General features: G+C 68.4%; 24 protein-coding genes and 1 pseudogene. 8 read left to right on the top strand and 17 right to left on the bottom strand.

From position 1 onward, the window contains the following. From ACSQ4M_RS02785 to ACSQ4M_RS02775, 3 genes are read right to left on the bottom strand one after another with little or no spacing between them, the layout of a single operon-like run. Positions 1–336 (bottom strand): YqjK family protein, encoded by a 336-nt coding sequence (locus ACSQ4M_RS02785; protein WP_436188151.1) that lies wholly within the window; start codon positions 334–336, stop codon positions 1–3. Continuing rightward, the gene (locus ACSQ4M_RS02780) at positions 311–733 is read right to left on the bottom strand and encodes a phage holin family protein (protein WP_436188150.1); all 423 of its coding nucleotides are present in this window, start codon (positions 731–733) and stop codon (positions 311–313) included. The genes ACSQ4M_RS02785 and ACSQ4M_RS02780 overlap by 26 nt, the downstream gene beginning before the upstream one ends. Positions 734–763: 30 nt before the next feature. Next, a complete protein-coding gene (locus ACSQ4M_RS02775; RefSeq protein ID WP_056655507.1) occupies positions 764–1,084 on the bottom strand; it encodes a DUF883 family protein in 321 nt (106 codons plus the stop codon). 125 nt (positions 1,085–1,209) lie between these two features. On the opposite strand from ACSQ4M_RS02775, the gene ACSQ4M_RS02770 reads away from it, so the two are divergent. After that, the gene (locus ACSQ4M_RS02770; protein WP_436188149.1) at positions 1,210–1,416 is read left to right on the top strand and encodes a hypothetical protein; all 207 of its coding nucleotides are present in this window, start codon (positions 1,210–1,212) and stop codon (positions 1,414–1,416) included. On the opposite strand, the gene ACSQ4M_RS02765 is transcribed toward ACSQ4M_RS02770, so the two are convergent. From ACSQ4M_RS02765 to sucC, 6 genes are all read right to left on the bottom strand, one after another. Further along, a complete protein-coding gene (locus ACSQ4M_RS02765) occupies positions 1,413–2,207 on the bottom strand; it encodes a 3',5'-cyclic-nucleotide phosphodiesterase (protein WP_436188148.1) in 795 nt (264 codons plus the stop codon). The two genes, ACSQ4M_RS02770 and ACSQ4M_RS02765, sit on opposite strands and share 4 nt — an antisense overlap. Positions 2,208–2,371: 164 nt before the next feature. Then, positions 2,372–3,046 carry an FHA domain-containing protein gene (locus ACSQ4M_RS02760; protein WP_436188147.1) on the bottom strand — a complete coding sequence of 225 codons (675 nt, stop codon included), beginning with the start codon at positions 3,044–3,046 and terminating at the stop codon, positions 2,372–2,374. Positions 3,047–3,086: 40 nt separating this feature from the next. Further along, entirely contained in the window at positions 3,087–3,875 is a 789-nt protein-coding gene (locus ACSQ4M_RS02755) for a Stp1/IreP family PP2C-type Ser/Thr phosphatase (protein WP_436188146.1), read from the bottom strand. A gap of 310 nt (positions 3,876–4,185) precedes the next feature. Further along, positions 4,186–4,872, bottom strand: a complete 687-nt coding sequence (locus tag ACSQ4M_RS02750) for a TerC family protein (protein ID WP_436188145.1) — start codon at positions 4,870–4,872, stop codon at positions 4,186–4,188. A gap of 136 nt (positions 4,873–5,008) precedes the next feature. Further along, positions 5,009–5,902, bottom strand: a complete 894-nt coding sequence (gene sucD, locus ACSQ4M_RS02745; RefSeq protein ID WP_436188144.1) for a succinate--CoA ligase subunit alpha — start codon at positions 5,900–5,902, stop codon at positions 5,009–5,011. 9 nt (positions 5,903–5,911) lie between these two features. Next, entirely contained in the window at positions 5,912–7,075 is a 1,164-nt protein-coding gene (gene sucC, locus ACSQ4M_RS02740) for an ADP-forming succinate--CoA ligase subunit beta (RefSeq protein ID WP_056898580.1), read from the bottom strand. A gap of 186 nt (positions 7,076–7,261) precedes the next feature. On the opposite strand from sucC, the gene argC reads away from it, so the two are divergent. Beyond that, positions 7,262–8,185 carry an N-acetyl-gamma-glutamyl-phosphate reductase gene (argC, locus tag ACSQ4M_RS02735; RefSeq protein ID WP_436188143.1) on the top strand — a complete coding sequence of 308 codons (924 nt, stop codon included), beginning with the start codon at positions 7,262–7,264 and terminating at the stop codon, positions 8,183–8,185. Between the two features lie 6 nt (positions 8,186–8,191). Here the strand turns inward: argC and ACSQ4M_RS02730 are convergent, their stop codons facing one another. From ACSQ4M_RS02730 to recA, 3 genes are read right to left on the bottom strand one after another with little or no spacing between them, the layout of a single operon-like run. Beyond that, entirely contained in the window at positions 8,192–9,400 is a 1,209-nt protein-coding gene (locus tag ACSQ4M_RS02730) for an MFS transporter (protein WP_436188142.1), read from the bottom strand. Continuing rightward, a complete protein-coding gene (gene recX, locus ACSQ4M_RS02725; protein WP_436188141.1) occupies positions 9,401–9,859 on the bottom strand; it encodes a recombination regulator RecX in 459 nt (152 codons plus the stop codon). After that, complete coding sequence (gene recA / locus ACSQ4M_RS02720) at positions 9,856–10,911, bottom strand: recombinase RecA (protein WP_436188140.1); 1,056 nt, start codon at positions 10,909–10,911, stop codon at positions 9,856–9,858. Before recA ends, recX begins: the two co-directional genes overlap by 4 nt. A gap of 141 nt (positions 10,912–11,052) precedes the next feature. Here recA and ACSQ4M_RS02715 point away from each other — a divergent pair, with 141 nt between their 5' ends. The 3 genes from ACSQ4M_RS02715 to ACSQ4M_RS02705 are packed head-to-tail and all read left to right on the top strand — an operon-like array spanning position 11,053 to position 13,679. Beyond that, complete coding sequence (locus ACSQ4M_RS02715; protein ID WP_436188139.1) at positions 11,053–11,529, top strand: MarR family winged helix-turn-helix transcriptional regulator; 477 nt, start codon at positions 11,053–11,055, stop codon at positions 11,527–11,529. A 33-nt stretch (positions 11,530–11,562) separates the two neighbouring features. Next, positions 11,563–12,237 carry a response regulator gene (locus tag ACSQ4M_RS02710; RefSeq protein ID WP_436188138.1) on the top strand — a complete coding sequence of 225 codons (675 nt, stop codon included), beginning with the start codon at positions 11,563–11,565 and terminating at the stop codon, positions 12,235–12,237. Continuing rightward, positions 12,234–13,679, top strand: a complete 1,446-nt coding sequence (locus ACSQ4M_RS02705; protein ID WP_436188137.1) for a sensor histidine kinase — start codon at positions 12,234–12,236, stop codon at positions 13,677–13,679. The genes ACSQ4M_RS02710 and ACSQ4M_RS02705 overlap by 4 nt, the downstream gene beginning before the upstream one ends. Positions 13,680–13,683: 4 nt before the next feature. Here ACSQ4M_RS02705 and ACSQ4M_RS02700 read toward each other — a convergent pair whose 3' ends face one another. The 3 genes and pseudogenes from ACSQ4M_RS02700 to ACSQ4M_RS02690 form a co-directional block, all read right to left on the bottom strand. Beyond that, a complete protein-coding gene (locus ACSQ4M_RS02700) occupies positions 13,684–14,373 on the bottom strand; it encodes an SPOR domain-containing protein (RefSeq protein WP_436188136.1) in 690 nt (229 codons plus the stop codon). A 2-nt stretch (positions 14,374–14,375) separates the two neighbouring features. Next, the gene (locus ACSQ4M_RS02695; protein ID WP_436188135.1) at positions 14,376–15,137 is read right to left on the bottom strand and encodes a biotin--[acetyl-CoA-carboxylase] ligase; all 762 of its coding nucleotides are present in this window, start codon (positions 15,135–15,137) and stop codon (positions 14,376–14,378) included. A 14-nt stretch (positions 15,138–15,151) separates the two neighbouring features. Next, a pseudogene (locus tag ACSQ4M_RS02690) lies at positions 15,152–15,622 on the bottom strand (SET domain-containing protein); the annotation flags it as partial. Positions 15,623–15,822: 200 nt separating this feature from the next. On the opposite strand from ACSQ4M_RS02690, the gene ACSQ4M_RS02685 reads away from it, so the two are divergent. The 3 genes from ACSQ4M_RS02685 to ACSQ4M_RS02675 all read left to right on the top strand — a co-directional run bounded on the left by ACSQ4M_RS02685 (position 15,823) and on the right by ACSQ4M_RS02675 (position 21,022). Then, a complete protein-coding gene (locus ACSQ4M_RS02685; protein WP_436188134.1) occupies positions 15,823–18,768 on the top strand; it encodes a DNA topoisomerase III in 2,946 nt (981 codons plus the stop codon). A 71-nt stretch (positions 18,769–18,839) separates the two neighbouring features. Beyond that, entirely contained in the window at positions 18,840–19,820 is a 981-nt protein-coding gene (locus ACSQ4M_RS02680; protein WP_436188133.1) for a Bug family tripartite tricarboxylate transporter substrate binding protein, read from the top strand. 74 nt (positions 19,821–19,894) lie between these two features. Further along, entirely contained in the window at positions 19,895–21,022 is a 1,128-nt protein-coding gene (locus ACSQ4M_RS02675; protein ID WP_436188132.1) for an IS5 family transposase, read from the top strand. Between the two features lie 20 nt (positions 21,023–21,042). Here the strand turns inward: ACSQ4M_RS02675 and ACSQ4M_RS02670 are convergent, their stop codons facing one another. Both ACSQ4M_RS02670 and ACSQ4M_RS02665 read right to left on the bottom strand, forming a co-directional pair. Further along, positions 21,043–24,138: a response regulator gene (locus ACSQ4M_RS02670; protein WP_436188131.1), complete on the bottom strand. Its 3,096-nt coding sequence runs from the start codon at positions 24,136–24,138 to the stop codon at positions 21,043–21,045. Then, positions 24,135–25,211, bottom strand: a complete 1,077-nt coding sequence (locus ACSQ4M_RS02665) for an ATP-binding protein (protein WP_436188130.1) — start codon at positions 25,209–25,211, stop codon at positions 24,135–24,137. Before ACSQ4M_RS02665 ends, ACSQ4M_RS02670 begins: the two co-directional genes overlap by 4 nt. Position 25,212: the final 1 nt, after the last annotated feature.

Raw genomic sequence — 25,212 nt, 5'->3', positions numbered from 1 at the left:
TCAACCGGGGGGGCGGTTCAGCTGACGCTGGACCACCTGGGCGAAATTGCGGGCGGTGCGCCAGGTGCGCCAGACCAGGAGGCCGCGCTTCATCCAGCGCCCCAGGGAGCGCGGCCGGCGCATCACCAGCACCGCGCCGATGGCGCCCATGGCCCACGGATGTCGCTGTACGAACGTGCGCGCAGCCTGCATGGTGTGTGCAACGCGTTCGCCGAACTGCAGCAGGTGCGCCACCGGCGCGAACTGGGCTGGCAACTGGCTGCGCTGCGTGCCGATGCGTTCCAGCAAGCGGCCGCGCTCGCGCTCCAGTTCAGCGAGGCTCTTGCGGCGGCGCATGATGGGCCGTCTCCTTCAGCTGCCGCAGGTCCTCCTGCAACTCCGCCAGACTGGCGGCGAAGGGATGGTCCTGCATGGCGCGCCGGCTGCGGACCAGGTGTTGCAGCCAGAACGTGGCCGCAGCGAACAGGACCAGCAGGACGCACAACACCGCGATGCGCTGCTCCCACCACAGCGCCAGGATGAGCCCGACCGCCATCAGCAGGGCCATGCACAGGCAGAACACGGCGAGCAGCGCCTGCGCCAGCATCTGCAGCGCGCGGTGTTTCTCGATCTGGATCTCGTTGCCGATCAGCTGCAGCCGTGTCTGGGCGAGATCCAGCAGGGTCGACAGCATGCGGCGCACCGCACCGACCGGGCCAGCACCCGAGGCTGCGCCGCGGGGTCCGCTAGCCATGCCAGGGTCCGAGGATGGGGTGCGGAACGATCAACGCCGGCCGAGGGCCAGGCCCAGCAGCACGCCAGCCGCGGCGGCAACGCCAATGGCGGTCCAGGGCGACTCGTGCACGTATTCGTCGGTGGCACGGGCTGCTGCCTTGGTCTTGGCCAACAGAGCTTCTTCGGCGTCGACCAGGCGCAGCTTGGCATCGTGCAGGCGAACCTGGATGCGCGCACGCAGGTTGTTGACCTTCTCGCCGGCCTGGTCTGCGGTGGCGCTCAACATTTCCTCGGCATCGGAGATGACGGACTTGATGTCGCTGACCAGTTGTTCTTGGGATTCGACGCTGGATGCACTCGCTTTGGACATGGGATCCCCCTTTTGTGATGATGGAAAACGGAATGTATGCAGAGTAGCAGATCCCGACGGCGCCTCAGCCTTCCGGCCGTGCCGCAAGGGTTTTTGCTGAAGCGAAGACTAACACTGAGACAGACATGCCTTCGCAAGCCATCAAGCAGGTCTTGATGAAGGACAAAGCGTACTTCTGGAACGTCGACCTGCGCATCCAGGTGCGGCAGCGGTGGCAGGACGCTGCGTCCTTCGCTGTGCTGTCCTGGCCCGTCGTGCTCCCGAACGCTGATCCAGTGGTATCCGCTGTCGATCGACTTTTCCATGGCGCCCTGGCCATGACCCGGTCTTAGATCTCGAATTCCTGGCCAGCTTCCAGCCAGCGGATGTCATGCGCGCCGGGCTGGCTGTTGTGGGTGGCGTTGCGGTCGAACTGGTCGATCTCGGCCATGATCAGCACGGTCTCCGACGGCTTGGTGTGCGTGATGTAGACCGGCACGTTGCGGGCGTGGTCCATGTGTGCCAGTTCTTCCGCCAGCGCGACGGGCGACAGGTGCAGGCTGCGCCGGGCGAGTTCCTGCTCGCGGTTGCTGAACGCGGTTTCGATTACCAGCATCGACACATCCAGCTGCTCCAGGCGCTGCCAGAATGCCGGGTTGCGTTCCGTGTCGCCGGTGAACACCCAATGCGCGCCCCCCGCCGAGACGGCATAGCCGCATGCTGGCACCGTGTGCACCGCAGGCAAGGGTTCGATGGTCTTGCCGCAGACCTGGACTGGCGTACCGATCTCGATCTCGTGGAAACGCACGAAGGGAGCGGCTTCCGATGGGATCCGGCTGAAGTCGGGCCAGATCACGTTGTTGAAGACATGCGCCTTGAGTGCTGCGATGGTGCCCGGCAGCGCGTGCACGCTGATGGGCTTGGTCCGTTGCGATGCAATGGCATCGACCATGAGCGGAAGCGCGGCGATGTGGTCCAGGTGCGAATGGGTCAGGAACACATGGTCGATCAGGCGCATCTCATCCAGGCTCAGGTCTCCCACGCCCGTACCGGCATCGACCAGCACGTCGGCATCAAGCAGAAAGGACGTCGTGCGACAGTCCTTTGCAATGGCGCCGGAACAGCCGAGCACGCGCAGTTTCATCCGGTTCCTTCGGTGAAATAAGGAAATGGGCGTCCGACACCCCAGGTCAGGACGCGATGCTGAAGGCTACAGGCAGTGGTGACCCGCTGTCGAGAAATTTTGCTGATTCCGTCGCGAACAATGTCCTGCACTTGCACGATCTGCCGAGCGGCCACGCTGCCCGCTCAAAGGCTGTGGAGGAACTCCATGTGCGTACCGGCCAACTGGAGCACGTCGCCGTGCTTGAGGTCCACTGGTGTCGTGCCGACGGTGGTGCCATTCACGATCGGAGCATGTGCTCCCTCCACATGCACGACCACATAGCCGTGGGGGCGGCGCGTGATGGCGGCAACCGCCACACCCGGCTTGCCGATGGTGGTGACGACCTTGACCAGAGCAACTTCGCGGCCGGCGGCCGAGCCGGAGGTCACGCGGATCGATGCGGGGCCGGCCGCTGCTTCGAGGTCGGCACCCAGAACGGTGTCGAAGGCCCGGCGCTGTGGTGTCGGGGTTTCGGCGCGCGCGGCGGCCGGCGCTGGCGCCACTGGTGCCCGTGTTTCGTTGCCGTCCTGCGCATCGTGCAGGAACTTGATCTTGTACTTGCCGATCTCGACCATGTCGTTGTGGCGCAGCACCTGCTTGCGGATGGGGCGGCTGTTGACGTAGGTGCCGTTGGTGCTGTTGAGGTCTTCCAGCTGCACTTCGTTGCCGGCGATCAGCACGGCTGCATGCTCGCCGCTGACGGCAAGATGGTCGATCACGACGTCGTTGTACGGACGCCTGCCGAGCGTCGTGCGGTCCTTGGTGAGCTGGACTTCCTTGATGACTACACCGTCGATCGAGACGATCAACTTTGGCATGGTCGGCTCCTGGGTCTGATCATTTGGATGTCGATGGATTTCAAGTGCGCAGCAGCCTGGAAACCAGGCCCGGCCGGTTTGGCGGAGTGGACATCGCCTGTGCGAGCAGGACGGTGATGTTATCCCGGCCGCCATTGGCGTTCGCGCGGTCGATGAGGCGGCGGGCCTTGTGCTCGAGCGAGCCGGTCGCGCGCAGGATGTCCTCGATCTCGCTGTCGTTCGCCATGTCCGACAGCCCGTCCGAGCACAGCATGTAGAGATCGCCGGCTTCCACCGCAAACTCGTTGAGGTCCAGCTCGGCCCCGGACTCGATGCCCAGGGCACGCGTGACGAGATTGCGCTGCGACGATACGGCGGCCTGCGCGGGCGTGATCAGCCCGGCATCGAGCTGCTCCTGCAGCAAGGAGTGGTCGCGCGTGATCTGCTGCAGCTGCCCTTCACGCAGCCGATAGGCGCGCGAATCGCCGACGTGGCCAAGTACCAGGCGCTGCTCATGGAACATGGCGATGACCAGCGTGGTGCCCATTCCGGCGCAGTCCGGGTCGGCACGCGCCGTGCTCAGGATGGCCTGGTTCGCATGCTGCACGCAACGCTCCATGGCCTTGCGGACCTCGCGCACGGAAGCGCCGGGCCCCGCTGCAGCGTACCAGGCCGCGAATTCGGCGAGGATGACGTTGACGGCCATGCTGCTGGCCACTTCCCCGGCGTTGTAGCCGCCCATGCCGTCGGCCAGCACGCTGCAGCCGCAGGCAGGGTCAAAAGCCGCGGCGTCTTCGTTGTTGTGGCGCAGCCGGCCGGGATGGGTCAACGTCTGGAACTGGTAGTTCATGGCGCGCCCGGCCGATCACCATCCCAGCCGCTGGATGGGCCGCGACCACGTTTATGGAGGTTGGTGTGCTGTACCTGCACTCGTGCCCTTTGCCTGGCTTGCGTCTGCATGGAAATGCCACGCATGCAGGCAAAGGGCGCTCAGCGGCTAGGGCCAGCAGCGGTGCACCGAACAAGGCCAGGGCGTGGACTCCACATTCTGTTACATGGCGAGGCGATTTGCCGCAGCACAAGAAAAAATATCGCCGCCACGGGGCGAAGTGGTGTGCCGTCTGCGCTGTTCCTGCAACAGCGCAGCGTCGCAGGCCTGCTCACGCGTTGCCGCGGCGCTGCAGCCAGTTGCCCAGCGCCACGACAAGCACGGCGCCGGCCAGGCCGGCGGCCTTGACCGTGGTTTCGCTGACGGCACCGATGTACTGGCCCACTGCCGGATCGGTCAGCAGCATCTCGCCAGCCAGGAAGCCCAGCAAAGCTGCGCCGATGGTGATGATGATGGGGAAGCGCTCCATCACCTTGGTCAGCAGCGAGGCGCCGAACACGATCAGCGGCACGCTGACCAACAGGCCCAGCACCAGCAGCGGCATGTTGCCCTGGGCTGCGGCCGCGACGGCCAGAACGTTGTCCAGGCTCATGACCAGATCGGCCACGAGGATGGTGCGGATGGCGTTGAACATGCCGGAGACTTCGGTGGCCTCGCCATCGCCATCGCCTTCGCCCATCAGCAGGTCCACGCCGATGTAGGTCAGCAGGCCGGCGCCGATGATCTTCAGGAAGGGCAGCGTCAACAGGCGGATCGCCACGATGGTCAGCACGATCCGCATCACGATGGCGGCGGCGCTGCCGAAGAAGATGGCCTTGCCGCGCTGTTCGGGTTTGAGCGTGCGCGCCGCCATGGCGATGACGACGGCGTTGTCGCCAGACAGCACCACATTGGCGATCAGGATGGAGCCGAAGGCGCTCCAGAACGCGGCGGAAGACAGGTCGAGACCCAGGAACATGAGCAATTTCTCCGGCTGTTATGAATGCGAAAGCGCCCGTACAGGGCGCTTTCTTGTGTGCCGGGTCAGTCTACCCAGCAATCCGGAGCGGCGCAGTTCGTGGAACTGCGTAGCCTGACCAGAACCTGACCGGTTCTTACAGCTTGGACTTGAGCAGCTTGCCCAGCTCCGAGAAGTTGCGCGTGATCGTGAAGCCGCACTCTTCCATGATGGCCAGCTTGGCATCCGCCGTGTCGGCGCCGCCGGAGATCAGCGCACCGGCATGGCCCATGCGCTTGCCAGGAGGCGCGGTCACGCCAGCGATGAAGCCGACCACCGGCTTCTTCATGTTTTCCTTGCACCAGCGGGCTGCGTCAGCCTCGTCCGGGCCGCCGATCTCGCCAATCATGATCACGGCGTCCGTTTCCGGATCGTCGTTGAAGGCCTGCATCACGTCGATGTGCTTCAGGCCGTTGATCGGGTCGCCACCGATGCCGACGGCGCTGGACTGGCCCAGGCCGATTTCGGTCAGCATGGCCACGGCTTCATAGGTCAGCGTGCCGGAGCGCGAGACCACGCCCACGCGGCCCTTGCGGTGGATGTGGCCGGGCATGATGCCGATCTTGATCTCGTCGGGCGTGATCAGGCCGGGGCAGTTCGGGCCCAGCAGCAGCGTCTTCTTGCCACCGGCAGCTTCCTTGGCCTTCATCTTGTTGCGCACTTCCAGCATGTCCCGGACCGGGATGCCTTCGGTGATGCAGATCGCCATGTCCAGGTCGGCTTCGACGGCTTCCCAGATCGCGGCAGCAGCGCCCGGAGGCGGCACGTAGATCACCGACACGGTCGCACCGGTCTGGCTGGCGGCTTCCTTGACGGAGGCGTAGATCGGGATGTTGAAGATCGACTCGCCGGCCTTCTTCGGGTTCACGCCGGCGACGAACGCGTTCTTGCCGTTCGCGTACTCCTGGCACTTTTCCGTGTGGAACTGGCCGGTCTTGCCGGTGATGCCCTGGGTGATGACCTTGGTGTCTTTGTTGATGTAGATCGACATGACGCTTCCTTACTTCTTGACCGAGGCCACGACCTTCTGGGCCGCGTCCGCCATGGTGTCTGCGGCGATGATGGGCAGGCCGGATTCGGCCAGCATCTTCTTGCCCAGTTCTTCGTTCGTGCCCTTCATGCGCACGACCAGCGGCACGGACAGGTTCACGGCCTTGCAGGCTGCGATCACGCCGGTGGCGATGGTGTCGCACTTCATGATGCCGCCGAAGATGTTGACCAGGATGGCCTGGACGTTCTTGTTCTTCAGCATGATCTTGAAGGCTTCGGTCACCTTCTCGGGCGTGGCGCCACCGCCGACGTCCAGGAAGTTGGCCGGCTCGCCGCCGAACAGCTTGATGGTGTCCATGGTGGCCATGGCCAGGCCGGCGCCGTTCACCAGGCAGCCGATGTTGCCGTCCAGGCTGATGTAGGCCAGGTCGAACTTGGAGGCTTCCACTTCGGCCGGGTCTTCCTCGTCCAGATCGCGCAGGGCGACGATCTCGGGGTGGCGGAACAGCGCGTTGCTGTCGAAGTTGAACTTGGCGTCCAGCGCGATGACCTTGCCCTTGCTGTCACGGTTCAGCGGATTGATCTCGACCAGCGAGGCGTCCGTTTCCATGTAGCAGGTGTAGAGCTTCTTCAGGATGTCGACGGTCTGCGCGGTCGAATCGGCCGGCATGCCGATGCCGTCGGCGATTTCCTTGGCTTGCGCGTCGGTCAGGCCTTCCTTGGGGTCGGCGAACACCGTGATGATCTTCTCGGGCGTGGAGTGGGCCACTTCCTCGATGTCCATGCCGCCTTCGCTCGATGCGATGAAGGCCACCTTCTGCGTGGCGCGGTCGGTCACGGCGGAGATGTAGTACTCCTTCTGGATGTCGGCACCGTCCTCGATGTACAGGCGGCGGACCTTCTGGCCTTCGGGGCCGGTCTGGTGCGTCTTGAGTTGCATGCCCAGGATCTGGCCAGCCAGTTCCTTGACCTGCTCGATGCTCTTGGCCACCTTCACGCCACCGCCCTTGCCGCGGCCACCCGCGTGGATCTGGGCCTTGACCACCCACACCGGGCCGCCGAGTTTCTGGGCGGCCTCGACCGCCTCCTGCACCGTGTAAGCCGGAATGCCGCGGGGCACCGGTACGCCGAACTTGGCAAGGATTTCCTTGCCTTGGTACTCGTGAATCTTCATGAGGAGGTCTCTCGGAAGAGGGTTGGGGACGGAGAGGCGAATGGGCTTCGCTGTTGTCCACCAGCGACGGATGCTTGACAACCAGACGGCGGACAGCCGGCGACTGTATCATGGTGCGTTGCACCAATTTTGTGCGGTCAACACGTACGAACCCGCATAAAGCGTACCTTCAAGCGAGTGAACACCATGGCCAAAATCTTCATCGATGGCGAAGCCGGCACCACCGGCCTGCAGATCCGCGAGCGGTTGCAGGCCATGCCGCAGATCGAACTCGTCAGCATCGCGCCCGAGCTGCGCAAGGATATCGCCGCCAAGCGCGACCTCATGGCCGGCGTGGATCTCGTCGTGCTGTGCCTGCACGACGATGCGGCCATCGAGTCGGTCGCGCTGATCGACCAGCTGCAGGGCAAGAAGCCCAAGATCGTCGACGCCTCCACGGCCCACCGCGTGAACCCGTCCTGGGTGTTCGGCTTTCCCGAACTCGTGGCCGGCCAGGCTGCGAGGGTCGCGCAGGCCGACCGCGTGGCCAACCCGGGCTGCTACGCCACGGGGGCCATCGCCATCGTGCGGCCGCTGGTCGATGCCGGCCTGCTGCCCGTCGATTTCCCGATCGCGCTGCCTTCCGTCAGCGGCTACTCGGGTGGTGGCCGCACCATGATCGAGGCCTACGAGAAGAACGAGGCGCCGCTGTTCGAGACCTACGCGCTGGGCCTCAAGCACAAGCATATCCCCGAGATCATGGCCTACACGGGCCTCACGCGCCGGCCGGTCTTCATCCCCTCGGTCGGCAACTTCCGCCAGGGCATGCTGGTGCAGTTGCCGCTGCACCTGGACGACCTGCCCGGCAAGCCGCGCGCGGCCGACCTGCAAGCCGCGCTCGCCAGCCACTACGCCAAGAGCAACACGCCCGAGCAGTTCGTGCAGGTGCTGCCGCCCACCGACAGCGGCAAGCTCGATGCGCTGGCGTTGAACGACACCAACCAGCTTGAGATCCGCGTGTTCCCGAACGAAGACGCGCGCCATGCCGTCGTCATCGCGCGGCTGGACAACCTGGGCAAGGGTGCCAGCGGCGCCGCGGTGCAGAACCTCAAGTTGATGTTGGGCCTCTGAGCCCGCTCAAGGCTTGGTGCTGGGGCGCGGGCTGAACAGGTAGGGCAGCGCGCCAAGCAGCACCAGCACGCCGGCACAGCCGAAGATCGCCGACCAGGTCCATTCCAGCGTCCAGCCGGCGCGTTGGCCGGTGTCTGCGATCTGACCGAAGGCCCAGGCCGTCAGCGCCGAGCCCAGGAATACGAAGCTATTGAGTACACCCAGTCCGCGCCCGCGCAAGGCTGGCGGCAGCAACTCGCGGCCATGCGTCATGACCAGCGGATGCAGCATGCCGATGGTCACGAGCAGGGCCATGGCCGCCAGATGCGCCAGCATGGCGCCACCGCCCGGCCAGAGCACCAGCACCAGCGCGCCGGCCAGCGACAGCAGCGTCCAGCCCAGCACGGTCGCGCGCAGCCCGTTGCGGCGTACCAGCCGCGGCAGCAGCAGCGCGGTGCCGAAGCAGGCGATGGTCACGGCCGACAGCGCCAGGCCGCGCCCCTGCGTCTGCAGCCCGAACAGGTCGGCCAGGTACGGGCCACCCCAGGCGTTGCGAAAGCTGGTGCCGGCCGCCATCGCCACGCACAGCGGTATCAGCGTCCACAACACGGGCCGCAGCAGCAGCGCGGCGCTGGAGCCCAGCATGGCCATCGGCGCCTCGCGGCGCGCGTCGGCATCGCCTTCGTCGTGCAGCGAGCGCCATACGGCCACACAGGCCAGCAGCATGCACAGCCCGGCGAACGCCATCCCGCTGCGCCAGCCCAGGTGCTGGGCGACCCAGCCCAGCGGCAGCGTGGCACACAGCGCGCCCAGCATGCCGGTGGCGTTGGCGCGGCCGACGAAGGCGACGTACTGCGCCTGGGGCAGCTGCGCGCCGGCGTAGTGCATAAGGCCCATGAACACCGGCGCGCAGGCCAGGCCGAGGCCGGCCTGGGCCAGCATGGCCGTCGGCCCATTCGGCGTGAACACGAACAGCAGCGAGGAGAACACGCCGATGGACATCAGCCAGCGCGTGGGCCGGCCCACGCCGTAGCGGTCGAACGCGATCCCGACCGGGATCTGCGCGACCGCGAACGACAGGAAGAAGCAGGAGGACAGCAGGCCGAAACCAGCGGCCGACAGGCCGAGGTCGCGTTGCAGCTCGGGTGCGATCACGGCCAGGCAGCTGCGGAAGAACTGGCTCAGGCCGAAGGCGAAGGTCAGCGCCGAGAGGGCGCGTGCAGGAGAAGCGGGCATTCAGTCCGCATTGTCGGGCCGGTGCCGCAGCACGCGCGTCACCACCGCGCCCGAGAAACCACGCGCCAGCAGGAAGCGGCTTTGCCTGGCGTGTTCGCGCGCGTCGGCTGCCGGCGCGAAGCGGCGCTGCCACAGCGCCAGTGCACGTTCGAACTCGCTGTCGGCCAGGCCGGCCACGGCCTCGGTGATGGCGGCCGACGCCACCCCCCTGCGTTGCAGTTCCTGGCGTAGCCGCAGTGCGCCGTACTGGGCTGCGCGCTGGTGCAGCACGGACTCGACCACCCGCGCCTCGCTGATGAAGCCCTTGGCCTGCAGCTCGTCCAGCGCGCGCGCCAGTTCCTCGGCGTCTTCGGTGTGGCGCGCCAGCTTGCGCTCGAGCTCGGGGCGCGAATGTTCGCGCTGGGAGAGCATGCGCAGCGCCCTGCCTTTCAGCGAGAGCGCAGGCCGGGCGCCGGTCACTCGCCCTTGGCGGGCGCGGCGGCGGGCGGCAGCAACGCGATGCCCAGGTTCTCGCGCACCTTGTTCTCGATCTCGCGCGCCAGGTCGGCGTTCTCGCGCAGGAACTCGCGGGCGTTGTCGCGGCCCTGGCCGATCTTCTCGCCGTTGTAGGCGTACCAGGCGCCGGACTTGTCGACGATGCGCGCCTCCACGCCCATGTCGATGATCTCGCCTTCGCGCGAGATGCCCTCGCCGAACAGGATGTCGAACTCGGCCGTCTTGAACGGTGGCGCTACCTTGTTCTTGACCACCTTGACCTTGGTCTCGTTGCCGATGGCCTCGTCGCCCTTCTTGATGGTGCCGGTGCGGCGGATGTCGATGCGCACCGAGGCGTAGAACTTCAGCGCGTTGCCGCCCGTGGTGGTTTCGGGGCTGCCGAACATCACGCCGATCTTCATGCGGATCTGGTTGATGAAGATGACCATGCAATTGGTCTTCTTGATCGTGGCCGTGAGCTTGCGCAGCGCCTGGCTCATCAGGCGGGCCTGCAGGCCGGGCAGGGAGTCGCCCATTTCGCCTTCGAGTTCGGCCTTGGGCGTCAGCGCGGCGACCGAGTCGACCACGATCAGGTCCACGGCGCCCGAGCGCACCAGGCTGTCGACGATTTCCAGGGCCTGCTCACCGGTGTCGGGCTGGCTGATCAGCAGCTCCTGCAGGTTCACGCCCAGCTTCTGCGCGTACTGGATGTCCAGCGCATGCTCGGCATCGACGAAGGCGCAGGTGCCGGCCTGCTTCTGCATCTCGGCAATGACCTGCAGCGTCAGCGTGGTCTTGCCCGAGGATTCCGGGCCGTAGATCTCGACCACGCGGCCGCGCGGCAGGCCGCCCACGCCCAGCGCGATGTCCAGGCCCAGCGAGCCGGTGGAGACCACCTGGATGTCCTCGATCACCTCGCCTTCGCCCAGGCGCATGATGGTGCCCTTGCCGAATTGCTTTTCGATCTGGGCCAGGGCGGCCTGCAAGGCCTTGGTGCGTTCTGCTTGGGCGGGATTGGGTTTCACTGGGGCGTCCATGAAAAATCTCCTTGAGATCAATGACTTGCGAACTGCATCTGAACTGTGACTACATACTGTCTGGATGCTTGACCAGTAGTGTAGTGCAGCTGTTGATTTGAAGAATCATGTTTTTTGGTCAGTTTGCCTTACGATCTGCGGATGCAGGCCACCGACCCGGACGAGGCCTGGCGCACCACCCATCTGGGCCGTTTGATGGGTGAGGCGCTGCGCCGTTTCGATGCGCGCGTGCTGGCGCTCATGGCCCACGACGTGCAGGTGCCGCTGGCCCTGTCCAACCTTGCGGCGCGGGCCCAGGTCAGCGCCGCCCACGTGCACATCACACGGCACCTGGACGTGGCCGGCACGCGGCCCGGCGTGCTGGCCGAGCGTGCCGGCATGAGCAAGCAGGCCATGGGCGACCTGATCGCGCAATGCGAGGCCTGGGGCCTGGTCACGCGGGTGGCGGATCCACACGATGCGCGGGCCCGTGTCGTGCGCTTCACGCCCGATGGCCTGGCCTGGCAGCAGGCTTTCCGCGGTGCGCTGGCCCAGGCCGAGGCCGAGTTCCGCGAGGCGGTCGGGGCCGAGGTGGCCACCGTCGTGAGCCTGGGGCTGGAGGCCTATGTGGGCTCCTAGAATTTCTGCTTCACCTGCCAACCGGAGAACCGCATGCGCATTCTGATCGCCGAGGATGACCAGGTCCTGGCCGACGGCCTGCTGCGCGCATTGCGCAGCTCCGGCGCGGCCGTGGACCACGTGGCCAGCGGCACAGAGGCCGATGCCGCGCTGCGCACCAGCAGCCAGTTCGACCTGCTGATCCTGGACCTGGGCCTGCCGCGCATGCACGGCCTGGAGGTGCTGCGCGCGCTGCGCGGCCGCGGCTCGGCCTTGCCGGTGCTGATCCTGACGGCCGCGGACAGCGTCGAAGAGCGCGTCAAGGGCCTGGACTACGGCGCCGACGACTACATGGCCAAGCCCTTCTCGCTGCAGGAGCTCGAGGCCCGCGTGCGCGCGCTCACGCGGCGCGGCAGCGGCGCCACCAGCAGTTCGATCCGCCACGGCCCGCTGGAGTACGACCAGGCCGGCCGCGTGGCCACCATCGACGGCCGCATGGTTGAACTCTCCGCGCGCGAACTGGGCCTGCTGGAGGTGCTGCTGCAGCGCGCTGGCCGCCTGGTCAGCAAGGACCAGCTGGTCGAGCGCCTGTGCGAGTGGGGCGAGGAGGTCTCGACCAACGCGATCGAGGTCTACATCCACCGCCTGCGCAAGAAGATCGAGAAGGGCCCGATCCGCATCGCCACGGTCCGCGGGCTCGGCTACTGCCTCGAAAAAATCAACGCGTGAAGATCTTCCAGCGCGAGCAGCGTTCGCTGTTCGGCGAAATCCTGGACTGGATGCTGACGCCGCTGCTGCTGCTGTGGCCGGTCAGCCTGGTGCTGACTTGGCTGGTGGCCCAGGGCATCGCCGGCAACCCGTTCGACCGCGCGCTCGAGCACAACGTGCGCGCGCTGGCCCAGCAGGTGGCGCTGCCCAAGAGCGGGCGGCTGCAGTTCAGCCTGCCGCCACCGGCGCACGAGTTGCTGCGCGCCGACGAGTCCGATCAGGTCTTCTTCCAGGTGCTGGGACCGCGCGGCGAACTGCTGGCCGGCGAGCGCGAGCTGGCCCTGCCGCGCGACGCCGAACGCCCCCAGCCCGGCGAGGTGCGGCTGCGCGACGACGAGCTGCGCGGCCTGGGCCTGCGCGTGGCCTACACCTGGGTGGCGCTGGACAGCAGCGGCCAGACGGTCCTGGTGCAGGTGGCCGAGACGCGCGAGAAGCGCTCCGTGCTGGCCGCCGAGATCATCAAGGGCGTGATGCTGCCGCAGTTCGTGATCCTGCCGCTCGCGGTGCTGCTGGTCTGGCTGGCGCTGGTGCGTGGCATCAAGCCGCTGTCCGAATTGGAGGAGCGCATTCGCGCGCGCAAGCCCGACGACCTTTCGCCGCTGGACGACCGCACCGTGCCGTTGGAGGTGGCGCCGCTGGTGTCCTCGGTCAACGATCTGCTGCGGCGGCTCAAGGACTCCATCGCCACGCAGAAGCGATTCCTGGCCGATGCCGCGCACCAGCTCAAGACGCCACTGGCGGGGCTGCGCATGCAGGCCGACCTGGCGCAGCGCGATGGCGCCAACGCCGACGAACTCAAGCAGTCGTTGCTGCAGATCCGCCGCTCCAGCATCCGCGCCACGCACACCGTCAACCAGCTGCTGGCGCTGGCGCGCGCCGAGAACGCCGGCGCGCCCATCGCGCGCCAGCCCTGCGACCTCGCGCGGCTGGTCATGGACGTGGTGCAGGAGGCGCTGCCGCGCGCCATGGACAAGTCGCTGGACCTGGGCTACGACGGCGCCCTGCCCGGCGCGGCCGGCGTGCAGCTCGAAGGCAATGCCACGCTGCTCAAGGAACTGGTGCGCAACCTGGTCGACAACGCCATCGCCTACACGCCCTCGCGCCCGGACCGGCCCGGCGTGGTGACGGCCCACGTGCTGGCGGCCGATGGCAACGGCCCGCTGCGCCTGCAGGTGGAGGACTCGGGCCCCGGCATCCCCGCGGCCGAGCGCGACCTGGTGTTCCAGCCCTTCTACCGCGCGCTGGGCACGGACGCGGACGGCTCCGGCCTGGGCCTGTCCATCGTGCGTGAGATTGCAGGCCAGCATGGCGCCGCCGTGGCCTTGCGCGATGCGCACCCGGGCCGGCAGCCGCCGGGCACCTGCGTGGAAGTGCGCTTCGGTCCGGAGCCCGCGCGCAGCTGAGCGTTCAGCAGGGCGCCAGCGGGCGGCCGGCCAGCAGGCCCTGCACCTGTTCGCGCAAGGCCGCGTCGGCAGCGGGCAGCCGCAGTCGCGCCGAGCTCGGCTCGCGGTGCTCGGTCACCACGCGGGCGGTGCGCACGCCGCGCCGCGCCAGCTGGGCCAGGTGCTCGTTGGCCGATTCCTGTGTCGAGAACACGCCCAGCGAGAGGCCGGGTGCGAGCGCGGCCTGCGTGACCGGCGCCGTGTCCACGCGCAGGGCGCGCAACTCGGCGCGCTTCTTTTCCAGCGCGTCGGCGTCGGTGTAGCGGCCCATGTAGACGATCCAGCGGTCGGGCGGCGCGATCGGCTCCAGCGTCCAGGCCGTCGCCGGCACGCCGCCGGCGGCCAGTGCGCGGCGCAAGCTCTCGGCCTGGGCGTTGTCCAGCGGGCCGGCCTGCAAACAGGCCGCGGCAGGGGCGGACGCCTCGGGCGGCGAAGCCGGTGCCGCGGAGGGCTGGGGCGGCTCAGGGGCCGTCGGGGCCGGTTCCGAGGCCGCTGGTGCCACCCGCAGCGCCTCCGGCCGGATCTGCTGCTCCAGCCGCTGCGGCTCGCGCGCCGACTCCGGCGCCAGCCCCACCGGTGCCAGCAGGCCCTGCGACCACGCGAAGTAGGCGCAGTTGGCGAACAGCAGGGCCAGGGCCGTGGTCCGCAGCAGCATGCTCAGCCCTTCACCGGCCGCACGCTGACTTCGGAGCTGCTGATGCGCTGCAGTCCGGTGGCCGTCTGCACGCGCAGCGCGCCATCGGGGTCCACACCGTCGCCCACGCCCTCGGTGCCGTCGGACAGGCGCAGCGGCCGGCCCTTGAGCAGGTCGCGCGCCTCGAAGGCGGCGCGAAACGGCGCGAAGCCCTCGGCCTCGAAACGCTGGATGGCCTGCACCAGCGGCAGCGCGATGGCGCGCAGGGCCTGGCCGGCATCCCAGCCGGGCTGCAGTTCGGCCAGCGCCGCGGGCGGCGTCGACAGGCCATCGCCGCCGCGCGGCGCGATGTTGACGCCGATGCCGACGATGGCATGGCGTTCGCTGCCGGCCGCCACGGTCTCGATCAGGATGCCGGCCAGCTTGCGGTCCTGGAACCAGACATCGTTGGGCCACTTGAGCTGCAGCGCCGGATGCAGGGCGCCGACCACGGCCATGCCCACGGCCAGCGACAGGCCCGACCAGTCCCGGGGCGCCAGCGGCAGCGCCAGCGACATGGCCAGCGAACTGCCCACCTCGCCCTGCCAGGGCCGGCCCATGCGGCCGCGGCCAGCGGTCTGGCGCTCGGCCACGAGCAGCGTCGGCTCGGGCCGCCCGGCGCGGATGCGGCGCATCAGTTCGCTGCTGGTCGAGTCGGTCTCGGGCAGCACCTCGACCGTGAAGCCCGGCAGGGTGGGCGCCACCGCTTCCCAGATGTCCTCGGCAGGCCAGCGCAGCGAGCTCATGGGCGCTTGCGCGGCTTGGGCGACAGCAGCGTGCCGCGGCAGCTCTTGGCGCCGCACCAGCAGGGGTACTCGGCCTTGAGCTTCTTGGTATAGGGCTCGTCGATGATGAGCCCGTAGTCGTAGTTCAGTTCCTCGCCGGCGTGGATGTCGCGCAGCGCCTTGATGAAGATGCGGCCGTCCACTTCGTCGGCGATGCAATTGGGCTCGCAGGCGTGGTTGATCCAGCGCGAGGAGTTGCCGCCGTAGGTGGCGTCGATCACGTGGTCTTCGTCGACGTGGAAGTAGAACGTGTGGTTGGGGTCGCTCGGGTCGTGCGGGTGGCGGTCCTGCGCCTCCTGCCAGCTGATGATCTCGCCCACGTACTCGATGACGGTCTCGCCCTCGGCGATGTCCTGCACGGCGAACACCCCTTTGCCATGGACGCCCGAACGGCGGGCCTGGATGCGGCGTGCGGGAGCAGGGGGGCGCTGGGTTTTGGAAGCCACGGCGAAACTCTGTTAGTTTAGAAAAAGCACCTGCGCGCATGCGCGCGAGGGCCGGATTGTAGGAGCCGCGTTTGGACGCCGGCCTCGCGCTGCAGGGCGCGGGCCTGCGGCGCACTGAATTACATTCGGCAAAATTTTGAAGGCGCTCGGCCGGCATGCCCGTCGGTCAGCGCCATACCAGGACATCGCAGAGTTTCTATATGACCAAGACCTTGGTGATCGCCGAAAAGCCGTCGGTGGCGCAGGACATCGTGCGCGCACTCACCCCGGTGGCCGGCAAATTCGACAAGCACGACGACCATTTCGAGAGCGACGGCTACGTCGTGACCAGCGCTGTAGGTCATTTGGTGGAAATCCAGGCGCCCGAGCAGTACGACGTCAAGCGCGGCAAGTGGAGCTTCGCGCACCTGCCCGTGATCCCGCCGCACTTCGATCTCAAGCCCGTGGACAAGACCAAGTCGCGCTTGAACGCGGTCGTCAAGCAGGCCAAGCGCAAGGACGTCACCGCGCTCGTGAACGCCTGTGACGCGGGCCGCGAGGGCGAGCTGATCTTCCGCCTGATCGAGCAGTACGCCGGTGGTGCCAAGCCGCTGGGCAAGCCGATCAAGCGCCTGTGGTTGCAGTCCATGACGCCGCAGGCCATCCGCGACGGCTTCGACCGCCTGCGCAGCGAGCAGCAGATGCAGGGCCTGGCCGATGCCGCGCGTTCGCGCTCCGAGGCCGACTGGCTGGTCGGCATCAATGGCACGCGGGCCATGACGGCCTTCAATTCGCGCGACGGTGGCTTCTTCCTGACCACGGTCGGCCGCGTGCAGACGCCCACGCTGTCGGTGGTGGTCGAGCGCGAGGAGCAGATCCGCAAGTTCGTGAGCCGCGACTACTGGGAAATCCGTGGCCTGTTCGACGCCCAGGCAGGCCAGTACCCCGGCAAGTACTTCGACCCAGCCTTCAAGAAGGCCAGCGCGCCGCTGCTGCCCAATGGCGAGCCCGACCCCGAGCAGCGGGCCGACCGCGTCTGGAACGCACGCGACGCCCAGGCCATCGCCGAGGCCGTGCGCGGCCAGCCCGCCACGGTGACGGAGGAGAGCAAGCCCACGACCCAGGCCAGCGGCCTGCTGTTCGACCTGACCTCGCTGCAGCGCGAGGCCAACAGCCGCTTCGGCTTCTCGGCCAAGACCACGCTGGCGCTGGCGCAGAGCCTGTACGAGCGCCACAAGGCCCTGACCTACCCGCGGACCGACTCGCGCGCGCTGCCCGAGGACTACCTGCCCGTGGTCAAGGACACCATGAAGATGCTGGCCACGAGCGGCATGAAGCACCTGGCGCCGTTCGCCAAGCAGGCCATCGACGGCGGCTACGTGAAGCCCAGCAAGCGCGTGTTCGACAACGCAAAGGTGTCGGACCACTTCGCCATCATCCCCACGCTGCAGGCACCGAGCGGCCTGTCGGACGCCGAGCAGAAGCTGTACGACTTCGTCGTGCGGCGCTTCCTGTCGGTGTTCTTCCCGAGCGCGGAGTTCCAGGTCACCACGCGCATCTCCACCGTCGAGACGCAGGGCAAAAAATACGCCTTCCGTTCCGACGGCAAGGTGCTGGTCAAGCCGGGCTGGATGGCCATTTACGGCAAGGAAGCCGAGGGCGAGGACGACGAGAAGGAAGGCGGCAAGCGCCTGGTACCCGTGCAGCCGGGCGAGACCGTGCAGGTGGCCTCGGCCGAGGCCAAGGGTCTGCGCACCCGCCCCCCGGCACGCTACAGCGAAGCCACGCTGCTGGGCGCCATGGAAGGCGCGGGCAAGCTCATCGACGACGAGGAGCTGCGCGAGGCCATGCAGGAGAAGGGCCTGGGCACACCGGCCACGCGCGCGGCCATCATCGAAGGCCTGCTCAACGAGAAGTACATGCTGCGCGAGGGCCGCGAGCTGATCCCTACGGCCAAGGCCTTCCAGCTCATGACCTTGCTGCGCGGCCTGGGCGTGGAGGAACTGTCCAAGGCCGAGCTCACGGGCGAGTGGGAATACAAGCTGGCCCAGATGGAGAAGGGCGCGCTCTCGCGCGACGCCTTCATGCGCGAGATCGCGCAGATGACCGAGCACATCGTCAAGAAGGCCAAGGAGTACGACCGCGACACCGTGCCGGGCGACTACGCCACGCTGGCTGCGCCCTGCCCGAATTGCGGCGGCGTGGTCAAGGAAAACTACCGCCGCTACACCTGCACCGGCCCCAAGGGCAGTGGCGACGGCGCCTGCGGCTTCTCGTTCACCAAGTCGCCGGCTGGCCGCACCTTCGAGATCGCCGAGGCCGAGGCCCTGGTGCGCGACAAGCACATCGGCCCGCTGGAGGGCTTCCGTTCCAAGGCCGGCTGGCCCTTCGTGGCCGAGATCCGCCTGGCCTTCAGCGAGGACGACAAGAACTGGAAGCTGGAGTTCGACTTCGGCGACGACGCCAAGGATCCGGCCGAGACCGGCGAGATCGTCGACTTCAGCGGCCAGGCCAAACTGGGGAACTGCCCCAAGTGCGGCGCTGGCGTGTTCGAGTTCGGCAGCAACTACATCTGCGCGCACTCCGTGCCCACGGCCGAGCAGCCCCAGCCGACCTGCGACTTCAAGACCGGCAAGGTCATCCTGCAGCAACCGGTGGACGAGGCCCAGGTGAAGAAGCTCCTGGCCGAAGGCAAGACCGACCTGCTCGACAAGTTCGTGAGCATGCGCACGCGGCGCAGCTTCAAGGCCTTCCTGGCCTGGAACAAGGACGAGGGCAAGGTGACCTTCGAGTTCGAGCCGCGCGACTCCAAGTTCCCGCCGCGCAAGGGTGGGGCGTTCGCCGCCAAGAAGGCGGCGCCGGCCAAGAAGGCCGCAGCCGCGAAGAAGGCGCCGGCGACCAAGACGGCCGCGATCAAGACCCCGCGCAAGGCCGCCGCCGGCACGGGCCTCAAGCCCAGCGCGGCACTGGCCGCCGTGATCGGCGACACCCCCGTGCTGCGCACCGAGGCCACCAAGAAGCTGTGGGACTACATCAAAGCCAAGGGCCTGCAGGATCCCAAGGACAAGCGCAGCATCCAGGCCGATGCCGCGCTGCAGGCGGTGTTCGGCAAGTCCAGCGCGACCATGTTCGAGCTGGCAGGCATCCTCGGCAAGCACCTGGCCTGAGCCACCGACGACAAGCGCAGGGGCGGCGACGCTCCTGCGCTTTTTTCTTTTCAGATCTGGAGACCCACACCATGCGCATTCCCTTGCTCCGCCGCAGCCTGTTGGCCGGCCTCGCCCTGTCCGTGCTCGCGCCGCTGGCCCACGCGGCCTGGCCCGACAAGCCGATCCGCCTGGTTGTGCCCTTCCCGCCGGGCCAGGCCTCCGACATCTTTGCGCGCGCGCTGGCCGAACAGCTCGGCAAGTGCCTGGGCCAGCCCATCGTGGTCGACAACAAGGCCGGCGCGGGCAGCAACATCGGCACCGAGATGGTGGCGCGCGCCACGCCCGACGGCTACACCTTGCTGATCGCGGGCAGCGCCATGGCCGTGAACCAGACGCTGTACAAGAAGCTCAGCTACGACCCCGCCAAAGACCTGGTCGGCATCTCGCTGATTGCCAAGGTGCCGCTGGTGTTTCTGGCCACGCCGGCCTCGGGCATCAAGACGCTGCGCCAGATGGTGGATCAGGCCAAGGCCGCACCGGGCCGGCTCAACTACGCCAGCGCCGGCATCGGCGGCTCGCAGCATCTGTCGGGCGAGATGCTCAAGGCCCAGGCCGGCGTGTTCATCACCCACATCCCCTACCGCGGCAGCGGTCCGGCCCAGGCCGACTTCCTGGGAAACCAGGTGCCGCTGATGGTCGATTCGGTCACCGCCGCGCTGGCCAACATCCAGGCCGGCCGCGCCGTGCCACTGGCCGTGACATCGGCCACACGCTCCAGCCAACTGCCCGATGTACCGGCCGTGCGTGAGACCGGCGTGGCCGGGCTCAAGGACTTCGAGGCCGTGGGCTGGCTGGGCCTGATGGCACCCCACGGCACGCCGGCCGAGATCCTGGCGCGGCTGAACCAGGAGGTGGTCGAGATCCTGCGCAGCGAGACGATGGTGAAGTTCATGCGCGACCGCGGCTCCGAGTCGGCCCCTACCACCGGCCCGGAGTTCGACCGCTTCATCGCCAGCGAGATCACCAAGTGGGGCGTGGCCGTGAAGGCCTCGGGCGCGACGGCCGACTGATCCGGCTCAGAGGGTGTATCTGAATTAAAATACCCTGCGCGCCCTCTCGGTTCTGGGAGCGCAGGAGGTGACGAGTGGACACGGGGACGAGCAAGAAGCAACCCGGCAGGCCAGCACTGCTGCAAGCGCAGGACCTGCGCGCATTGGTGGAGCTGGCGCTGCGCATGCCGCAGTCGTCGATGGATGAGCTCACCCGCGAGTTCGTTCGCCACACGGGCATCGATGTCTGCTCGGCGACGATTCGCAAGGCGCTGAAGAAGGCGGGAGTCAAGCGCGTGCGCCCGCCTCGCGGCGCCAGCACGCGTGCGGCGGTCCAGGGCTCGGCTCCGCAGCGCTACGGCTACACGACAGCGCACCGCCGGCAAGCCAAGCCTGGCGGCATGAACACGGACCTGACCGATGCCGAGTGGGCTCTCGTGCATGACCTGTTTGAGCGCGAAGGTGGGCGCGGCAAGCCGATCACGCACGCGCGCCGCGACATTGCCAACGCCTGCATGTACATCGTGCGCACCGGCTGCGCGTGGCGCTTGCTGCCCGGCAACTTTCCGCCTTGGCGTGCGGTGTACTCGGCCTTTCGCGGCTGGGCACGCGCCGGCACCTTCGAGGCCATGCACGACCGGTTGCGCCAACAGTGGCGCGACCGCGTGGGCAAGGCACCCGAACCCACGGCGGCCATCATCGATTCGCAAAGCACGCGCAGCACCCCGCAGGGCGGAGACACCGGCTTCGATGCCGGCAAAAAGGTCAAGGGCCGCAAGCGCCACTTGGTGGTCGACACGCTGGGGCTGCTGCTGGCTGTGACCGTCACGGCTGCCAGCGTGCAGGATCGCGACGGGGCCGCATCCGTGGTGGCCCAAGCCTGCGCCAAGGTGACGGGCCTCAAGAGGCTGTACGCAGACTCGGCCTACGGCGGTCAGTGCGCCATGGACCTGGAGAAGACGCATGGCATCGCCGTAGAGATCGTCCGCAGACCTTCGAATCGCGTGACGGGCACGTTTGTTGTCGAGCAGCAGCAACTGTGGCCCGAGGCCCCAGCCAAGGGCTTCGTCGTGCAAGCCAAGCGCTGGGTGGTCGAGCGCACCCACGCATGGAACGAGCGTGCGCGCAGGCTGATCGCTCACCATGACCGCTCCAACTGGGCGCCTGTGGCCTGGGTCTGGCTCGCAGAAGCGCGTATGCTCGCAACTAGGCTGGCCGGGTAAATCATTTTAGATACACCCTCTCAAGCGGCCAGCGCGCCGTCCAGCAGCTCCAGCGCCTGGCTGAAATCGAAGTCGGCCGCGGCCCGGGCCATGGTGTCGAAGTCGGGCCCCAGCACCTGCTGCAGCAGGCCGCGGTGCTGCTCCAACAGGTCCAGCGCGGCGGCGTCGTCGCTGGCCAGCAGCGCGCGCAGCTCGCCGCCGATGCGCTTGAACTGCTGCGTGTCGACCGGGGCCTCGGCCGCCGTCGGGTCGGCCGCCACGGCCGGACGCAGCACCGTCGCCAGCACCTGCAGCAGGGCGCGCAGCGGCACTTCTGCCGCCGCCAGCAGGCCGACGATCTCGGTGCGCGGATGCTGTGCGCGGATCGCGTGCTCGAGTTCGGCGGCTGCCGCCTGCAGCGTCTCGGCGCCGATGTTGCCCGCCACGCCCTTGAGCGTGTGCGCGAGCCGCTGCGCCAGCGCCATGTCGCCGGCGTCGAGTGCGCTGCGGATCTGTGCCGGCACGTCCTGCTGGCCCTGCTCGAACTTGCGCAGCAGGTTCAGGTACAGGTCGGTCTTGCCCAGCGTGCGGCGCAGGCCGGCCGCCGTGTTCAGGCCCTCGATCTGCAGCGGTGCGGCCGGTGCGGGCGCCGATGCCGGCTCTGCGCGCGGCGCCGCAGCGGCCCGGGCGGCGCGCCCGGCATCCGGCGCGATCCAGCGCAGCAGCGCGCGCGCGAGGTCGTCGGGTTCGATCGGCTTGCTCACGAAGTCGACCATGCCGGCGGCCGCGCAGCGGTCGCGGTCGACCTGCATGGCGTTGGCCGTCATGGCCACGATGGGCGGCGGTACGAAATCCGCCAGGGCGCGGATCGCCAGCGTGGCCGTGATGCCGTCCATGACCGGCATCTGCATGTCCATGAGCACCAGGTCGTAGGGCCGGCGTTGCACCATGTCGAGCGCGATGGCGCCGTTGTCGGCGATGTCGACCTGCACGCCCAGGTCTTCGAGCAGGCCCGTCGCCACCTCCTGGTTGAGATCGTTGTCCTCCACCAGCAGCACATGGGCGCCGCGCAGGCGGTCGAGCTGCTGCGCGGTGGACGCGGCAACCGGCCGTGCCGCGTTGGCCGGCATCGGCTCGCTGCCGTCGGCCAGCACGCGCATGGTGCAGTCCAGCAGTCCCGAGGCGTTGACGGGCTTCATGAGCACGTCGGCGATGCCGCAGGACGCGGCCTTGGCCAACAGCTCCTCGCGGCCGTAGGCCGTGACCATGACCATGTGCAGCGTGCCGGGCAGCTGCAGCGCGCGGATGCGCCGGGCCGTCTCGAAGCCGTCCATCTCGGGCATCTGCCAGTCCAGGTAGGCCAGCTCGTAGGGCCGCCCGCCCTCCACGCCCTGGCGCAGCATGGCCAGGGCCTCGTTGCCGCTGGCTGCATCGTCGACCTCGAACATCATGGCTTCCAGCAGCGTGCGCAGCACGGTGCGGGCGCTGTCGTTGTCGTCGACCACCAGCACGCGCAGGCCGCGCAGCTTGGCCGACAGCGACAGCGCCCGCGGCTTGCTGCTGGACAGGCCCAGCCGTGCCGTGCACCAGAAGGTGCTGCCCTGGCCGGGCTTGCTGGTCACGCCGACCTCGCCGCCCATCAGCACGGCCAGCTTCTTGCAGATCGCCAGCCCCAGTCCGGTGCCGCCGTACTTGCGCGTGGTCGAGGTGTCGGCCTGCTGGAACGACTGGAACAGGCGCTGCTGCTGGTCCTGCGTCAGGCCGATGCCGGTGTCGCGCACCGCCAGGTGCAGCAGCACCTGGCCCGCACCGTGCTGGCGCACGCGCACCACCACGTCGATGCTGCCCTTCTCGGTGAATTTGATGGCGTTGCTGGCGTAGTTCACAAGCACCTGGCCCAGCCGCAGCGGGTCGCCGATCAGCGAGGTGGGCACGTCGCGGCCCACGTCGAACACCAGCTCCAGCCCCTTGGCGGCGGCCTTGTCGGCCACCAGCGTGGCCACGTTGTCCAGCAGGTGGTCGAGTTCGAAGTCGACCGACTCGACGACCATCTTGTCGGCCTCGACCTTCGAGAAGTCCAGGATGTCGTTGATGATGGCCAGCAGGTGCTGGCCGGACTGCTGGATCTTGCTCACGTACTCGCGCTGGCGCGGCGCCAGGTCGGCCTTGAGCACCAGGTGCGACATGCCCAGGATGGCGTTCATGGGCGTGCGGATCTCGTGGCTCATGTTGGCCAGGAAGTCCGATTTCATCTGGGCCGCGCTCTCGGCCGCCTGCTTGGCGGCCTGCATGGCGGTCTCGGCCTGCTTGCGCTCGCTGCTGTCGCGCGCGAACAGCGTGCCATGCCAGACCTCGTCGATCGGGAACACCGTCATGCCGGCTTCCACCGGGATGCGGCTGCCGTCCTCGCGCAGCGCCGTCAGGTCCCAGAAGCGCGCGGCCGTCAGGCGCCGGGCGTCCGCGTCCAGCCCGCGCGCCAGGATGTCGGGCAGCGTGGGCTCGCCCTCCAACTGCACCAGGGCCTGCAGGCGCCGGCCCACGGCGCGCGCCGCGCTGTGGCCGAAGGTCTGTTCGGCCACGGCGTTCCACTCCTTGACCACGCCCTCCTGGTCGATCAGCACCACGGCCAGCGGCGCGCCGTCGATGACCGTGCGCGAGCGCAGTTCGCTGGCCGACAGCGCGCGCGTGCGGCGTTCGATCTCGCGCTCCAGGCTGGCGCGGTGGGCCTGCAGGTCGTCGATCAGCTGGTTGCGGCTGCGCCGCGCCACGATCGCGCGCAGCGCGCTCCAGTCGGGCTGGCCGATGCCTGGCAGGCGGGCCTCGAAGCGCCAGCCCGCGGGCGTGCGCACGGCACCCAGCAGGCCGCCGATCTGCGGAGCCTCGTCCAGGAGGCGGGTCTGCAGCCACAGCGTGTCGCCCGCCAAGCCGATGTCGACCTGCTCCACGCGCAAGGCTGCCAGCCGGCGCAGCAGGCTGGACAGGCCGGGCAGCAGCAGGTCCACCGTGATGGCGGGCACGCGCAGCGCCTGCAGCACGAGGCGCAGCTTGGCGCGCACGGCGTTCACCTCGGCCGCGCTGAATTGCAGGCTGCCCAATGGACCAGCGACGGGAGCCTCGGCGGGACTGTCAGGCTTCATGGCGGGCATCGCAGCACCATGCAGGTCGCATCGTCGTGGTCCTTGCCGTGGTCGCGCAGCACCTGCTGCGCGATGTGCTGCACGCCGTGGCGGCGCAGCGGCAGCAACTGCTCGACGGTGAGCCGCTCCTCGATGCCGTCCGTGGCCAGCAGCAATGTGTCCTGCGGCGTGATCTGGACGCGCGTGGGCCGCAGGCGCGGCATGTTGTTGCCGCCAACGATGCCGGGCTGCGCATCGATGCGCAGCCCGGGCACGCGCAGGCAGAACAGCCGCGTGTTGCCCACACCGGTCACCGTCGCCTGGTGGCTCTGCGCATCCACGAAGACCAGGGTCAGCGCCAGGCCGATGCTGCCGCGCACTTCGGCGTGCAGGCCCTCGGCCAGGCCGACCACGTCGGCGTGGGCATTGGCAGTCAGCCAGTGCTCGCAATGGCGCGCCAGCCGGGCGGCCTCGGCGCCGTGGCCCAGCACGTCCAGGATGCCGGCCACGGTGCCGTGCTGCACGGCCTGGAGCATGCAGCCATCACCGCTGACGACCTCGCCGTAGCAGGGGCGGCGGGCCTGGCCGTACTGCCAGCCCGGCGGCGTGCCGGCGGGTTGCGGGGGCGCGTCTGCGCTGCGCGGCGCGGCGTCGATGCGGTCGAGTGCGCGCGCCGGGGCGTCCTGCAGCCAACGCAACGCGCGCACACGGGTGCCGGCACCGGGGTCCGAGCGGATGTCGAACTGGTCGGACATGCGCCGCACGCCGGGCAGGCCCAGGCCCAGCGTGCCGCGGCTGCTGTAGCTCTCGGTCAGCGCCAGCGCCAGGTCGGCGATGCCGGGGCCGCGGTCTTCCGCCTGCACCTCCACGTAGGCGCGCGGGCTGGCCTGCAGGCTCACGGTCACGCTGCCGCGGCCGGCGTACTTGACGATGTTCATGCCCAGTTCGGACACCACCGTGGCCGCCTCGGTGGCCAGCAGCGTGCGCGCGCCGGCCTGCTGCACCAGCGCGTAGGCCAGCATGGCGGCGTTGTAGACGTCGGCCTCGCCCCCAATGTGGATGCGCTGGCGCTGCACGCCCTGGTCCGCGTGCATG

It is taken from the genome of Pseudorhodoferax sp. LjRoot39 (assembly GCF_964253035.1).
In the GTDB taxonomy this organism is placed as follows: domain Bacteria; phylum Pseudomonadota; class Gammaproteobacteria; order Burkholderiales; family Burkholderiaceae_C; genus Pseudorhodoferax.
This window is presented reverse-complemented; position numbering and strand designations above follow the sequence as displayed.

What these genes read in the sequence shown, in the direction of transcription:
- ACSQ4M_RS02785 (WP_436188151.1), bottom strand. Translation starts at nt 336, where the DNA reads ATGCGCCGCCGCAAGAGCCTCGCTGAACTGGAGCGCGAGCGCGGCCGC.
- ACSQ4M_RS02780 (WP_436188150.1), bottom strand. Translation starts at nt 733, where the DNA reads ATGGCTAGCGGACCCCGCGGCGCAGCCTCGGGTGCTGGCCCGGTCGGT.
- ACSQ4M_RS02775 (WP_056655507.1), bottom strand. Translation starts at nt 1,084, where the DNA reads ATGTCCAAAGCGAGTGCATCCAGCGTCGAATCCCAAGAACAACTGGTC.
- ACSQ4M_RS02770 (WP_436188149.1), top strand. Translation starts at nt 1,210, where the DNA reads ATGCCTTCGCAAGCCATCAAGCAGGTCTTGATGAAGGACAAAGCGTAC.
- ACSQ4M_RS02765 (WP_436188148.1), bottom strand. Translation starts at nt 2,207, where the DNA reads ATGAAACTGCGCGTGCTCGGCTGTTCCGGCGCCATTGCAAAGGACTGT.
- ACSQ4M_RS02760 (WP_436188147.1), bottom strand. Translation starts at nt 3,046, where the DNA reads ATGCCAAAGTTGATCGTCTCGATCGACGGTGTAGTCATCAAGGAAGTC.
- ACSQ4M_RS02755 (WP_436188146.1), bottom strand. Translation starts at nt 3,875, where the DNA reads ATGAACTACCAGTTCCAGACGTTGACCCATCCCGGCCGGCTGCGCCAC.
- ACSQ4M_RS02750 (WP_436188145.1), bottom strand. Translation starts at nt 4,872, where the DNA reads ATGTTCCTGGGTCTCGACCTGTCTTCCGCCGCGTTCTGGAGCGCCTTC.
- sucD (WP_436188144.1), bottom strand. Translation starts at nt 5,902, where the DNA reads ATGTCGATCTACATCAACAAAGACACCAAGGTCATCACCCAGGGCATC.
- sucC (WP_056898580.1), bottom strand. Translation starts at nt 7,075, where the DNA reads ATGAAGATTCACGAGTACCAAGGCAAGGAAATCCTTGCCAAGTTCGGC.
- argC (WP_436188143.1), top strand. Translation starts at nt 7,262, where the DNA reads ATGGCCAAAATCTTCATCGATGGCGAAGCCGGCACCACCGGCCTGCAG.
- ACSQ4M_RS02730 (WP_436188142.1), bottom strand. Translation starts at nt 9,400, where the DNA reads ATGCCCGCTTCTCCTGCACGCGCCCTCTCGGCGCTGACCTTCGCCTTC.
- recA (WP_436188140.1), bottom strand. Translation starts at nt 10,911, where the DNA reads ATGGACGCCCCAGTGAAACCCAATCCCGCCCAAGCAGAACGCACCAAG.
- ACSQ4M_RS02715 (WP_436188139.1), top strand. Translation starts at nt 11,053, where the DNA reads ATGCAGGCCACCGACCCGGACGAGGCCTGGCGCACCACCCATCTGGGC.
- ACSQ4M_RS02710 (WP_436188138.1), top strand. Translation starts at nt 11,563, where the DNA reads ATGCGCATTCTGATCGCCGAGGATGACCAGGTCCTGGCCGACGGCCTG.
- ACSQ4M_RS02700 (WP_436188136.1), bottom strand. Translation starts at nt 14,373, where the DNA reads ATGCTGCTGCGGACCACGGCCCTGGCCCTGCTGTTCGCCAACTGCGCC.
- ACSQ4M_RS02695 (WP_436188135.1), bottom strand. Translation starts at nt 15,137, where the DNA reads ATGAGCTCGCTGCGCTGGCCTGCCGAGGACATCTGGGAAGCGGTGGCG.
- ACSQ4M_RS02685 (WP_436188134.1), top strand. Translation starts at nt 15,823, where the DNA reads ATGACCAAGACCTTGGTGATCGCCGAAAAGCCGTCGGTGGCGCAGGAC.
- ACSQ4M_RS02680 (WP_436188133.1), top strand. Translation starts at nt 18,840, where the DNA reads ATGCGCATTCCCTTGCTCCGCCGCAGCCTGTTGGCCGGCCTCGCCCTG.
- ACSQ4M_RS02670 (WP_436188131.1), bottom strand. Translation starts at nt 24,138, where the DNA reads ATGAAGCCTGACAGTCCCGCCGAGGCTCCCGTCGCTGGTCCATTGGGC.
- ACSQ4M_RS02665 (WP_436188130.1), bottom strand. Translation starts at nt 25,211, where the DNA reads ATGCACGCGGACCAGGGCGTGCAGCGCCAGCGCATCCACATTGGGGGC.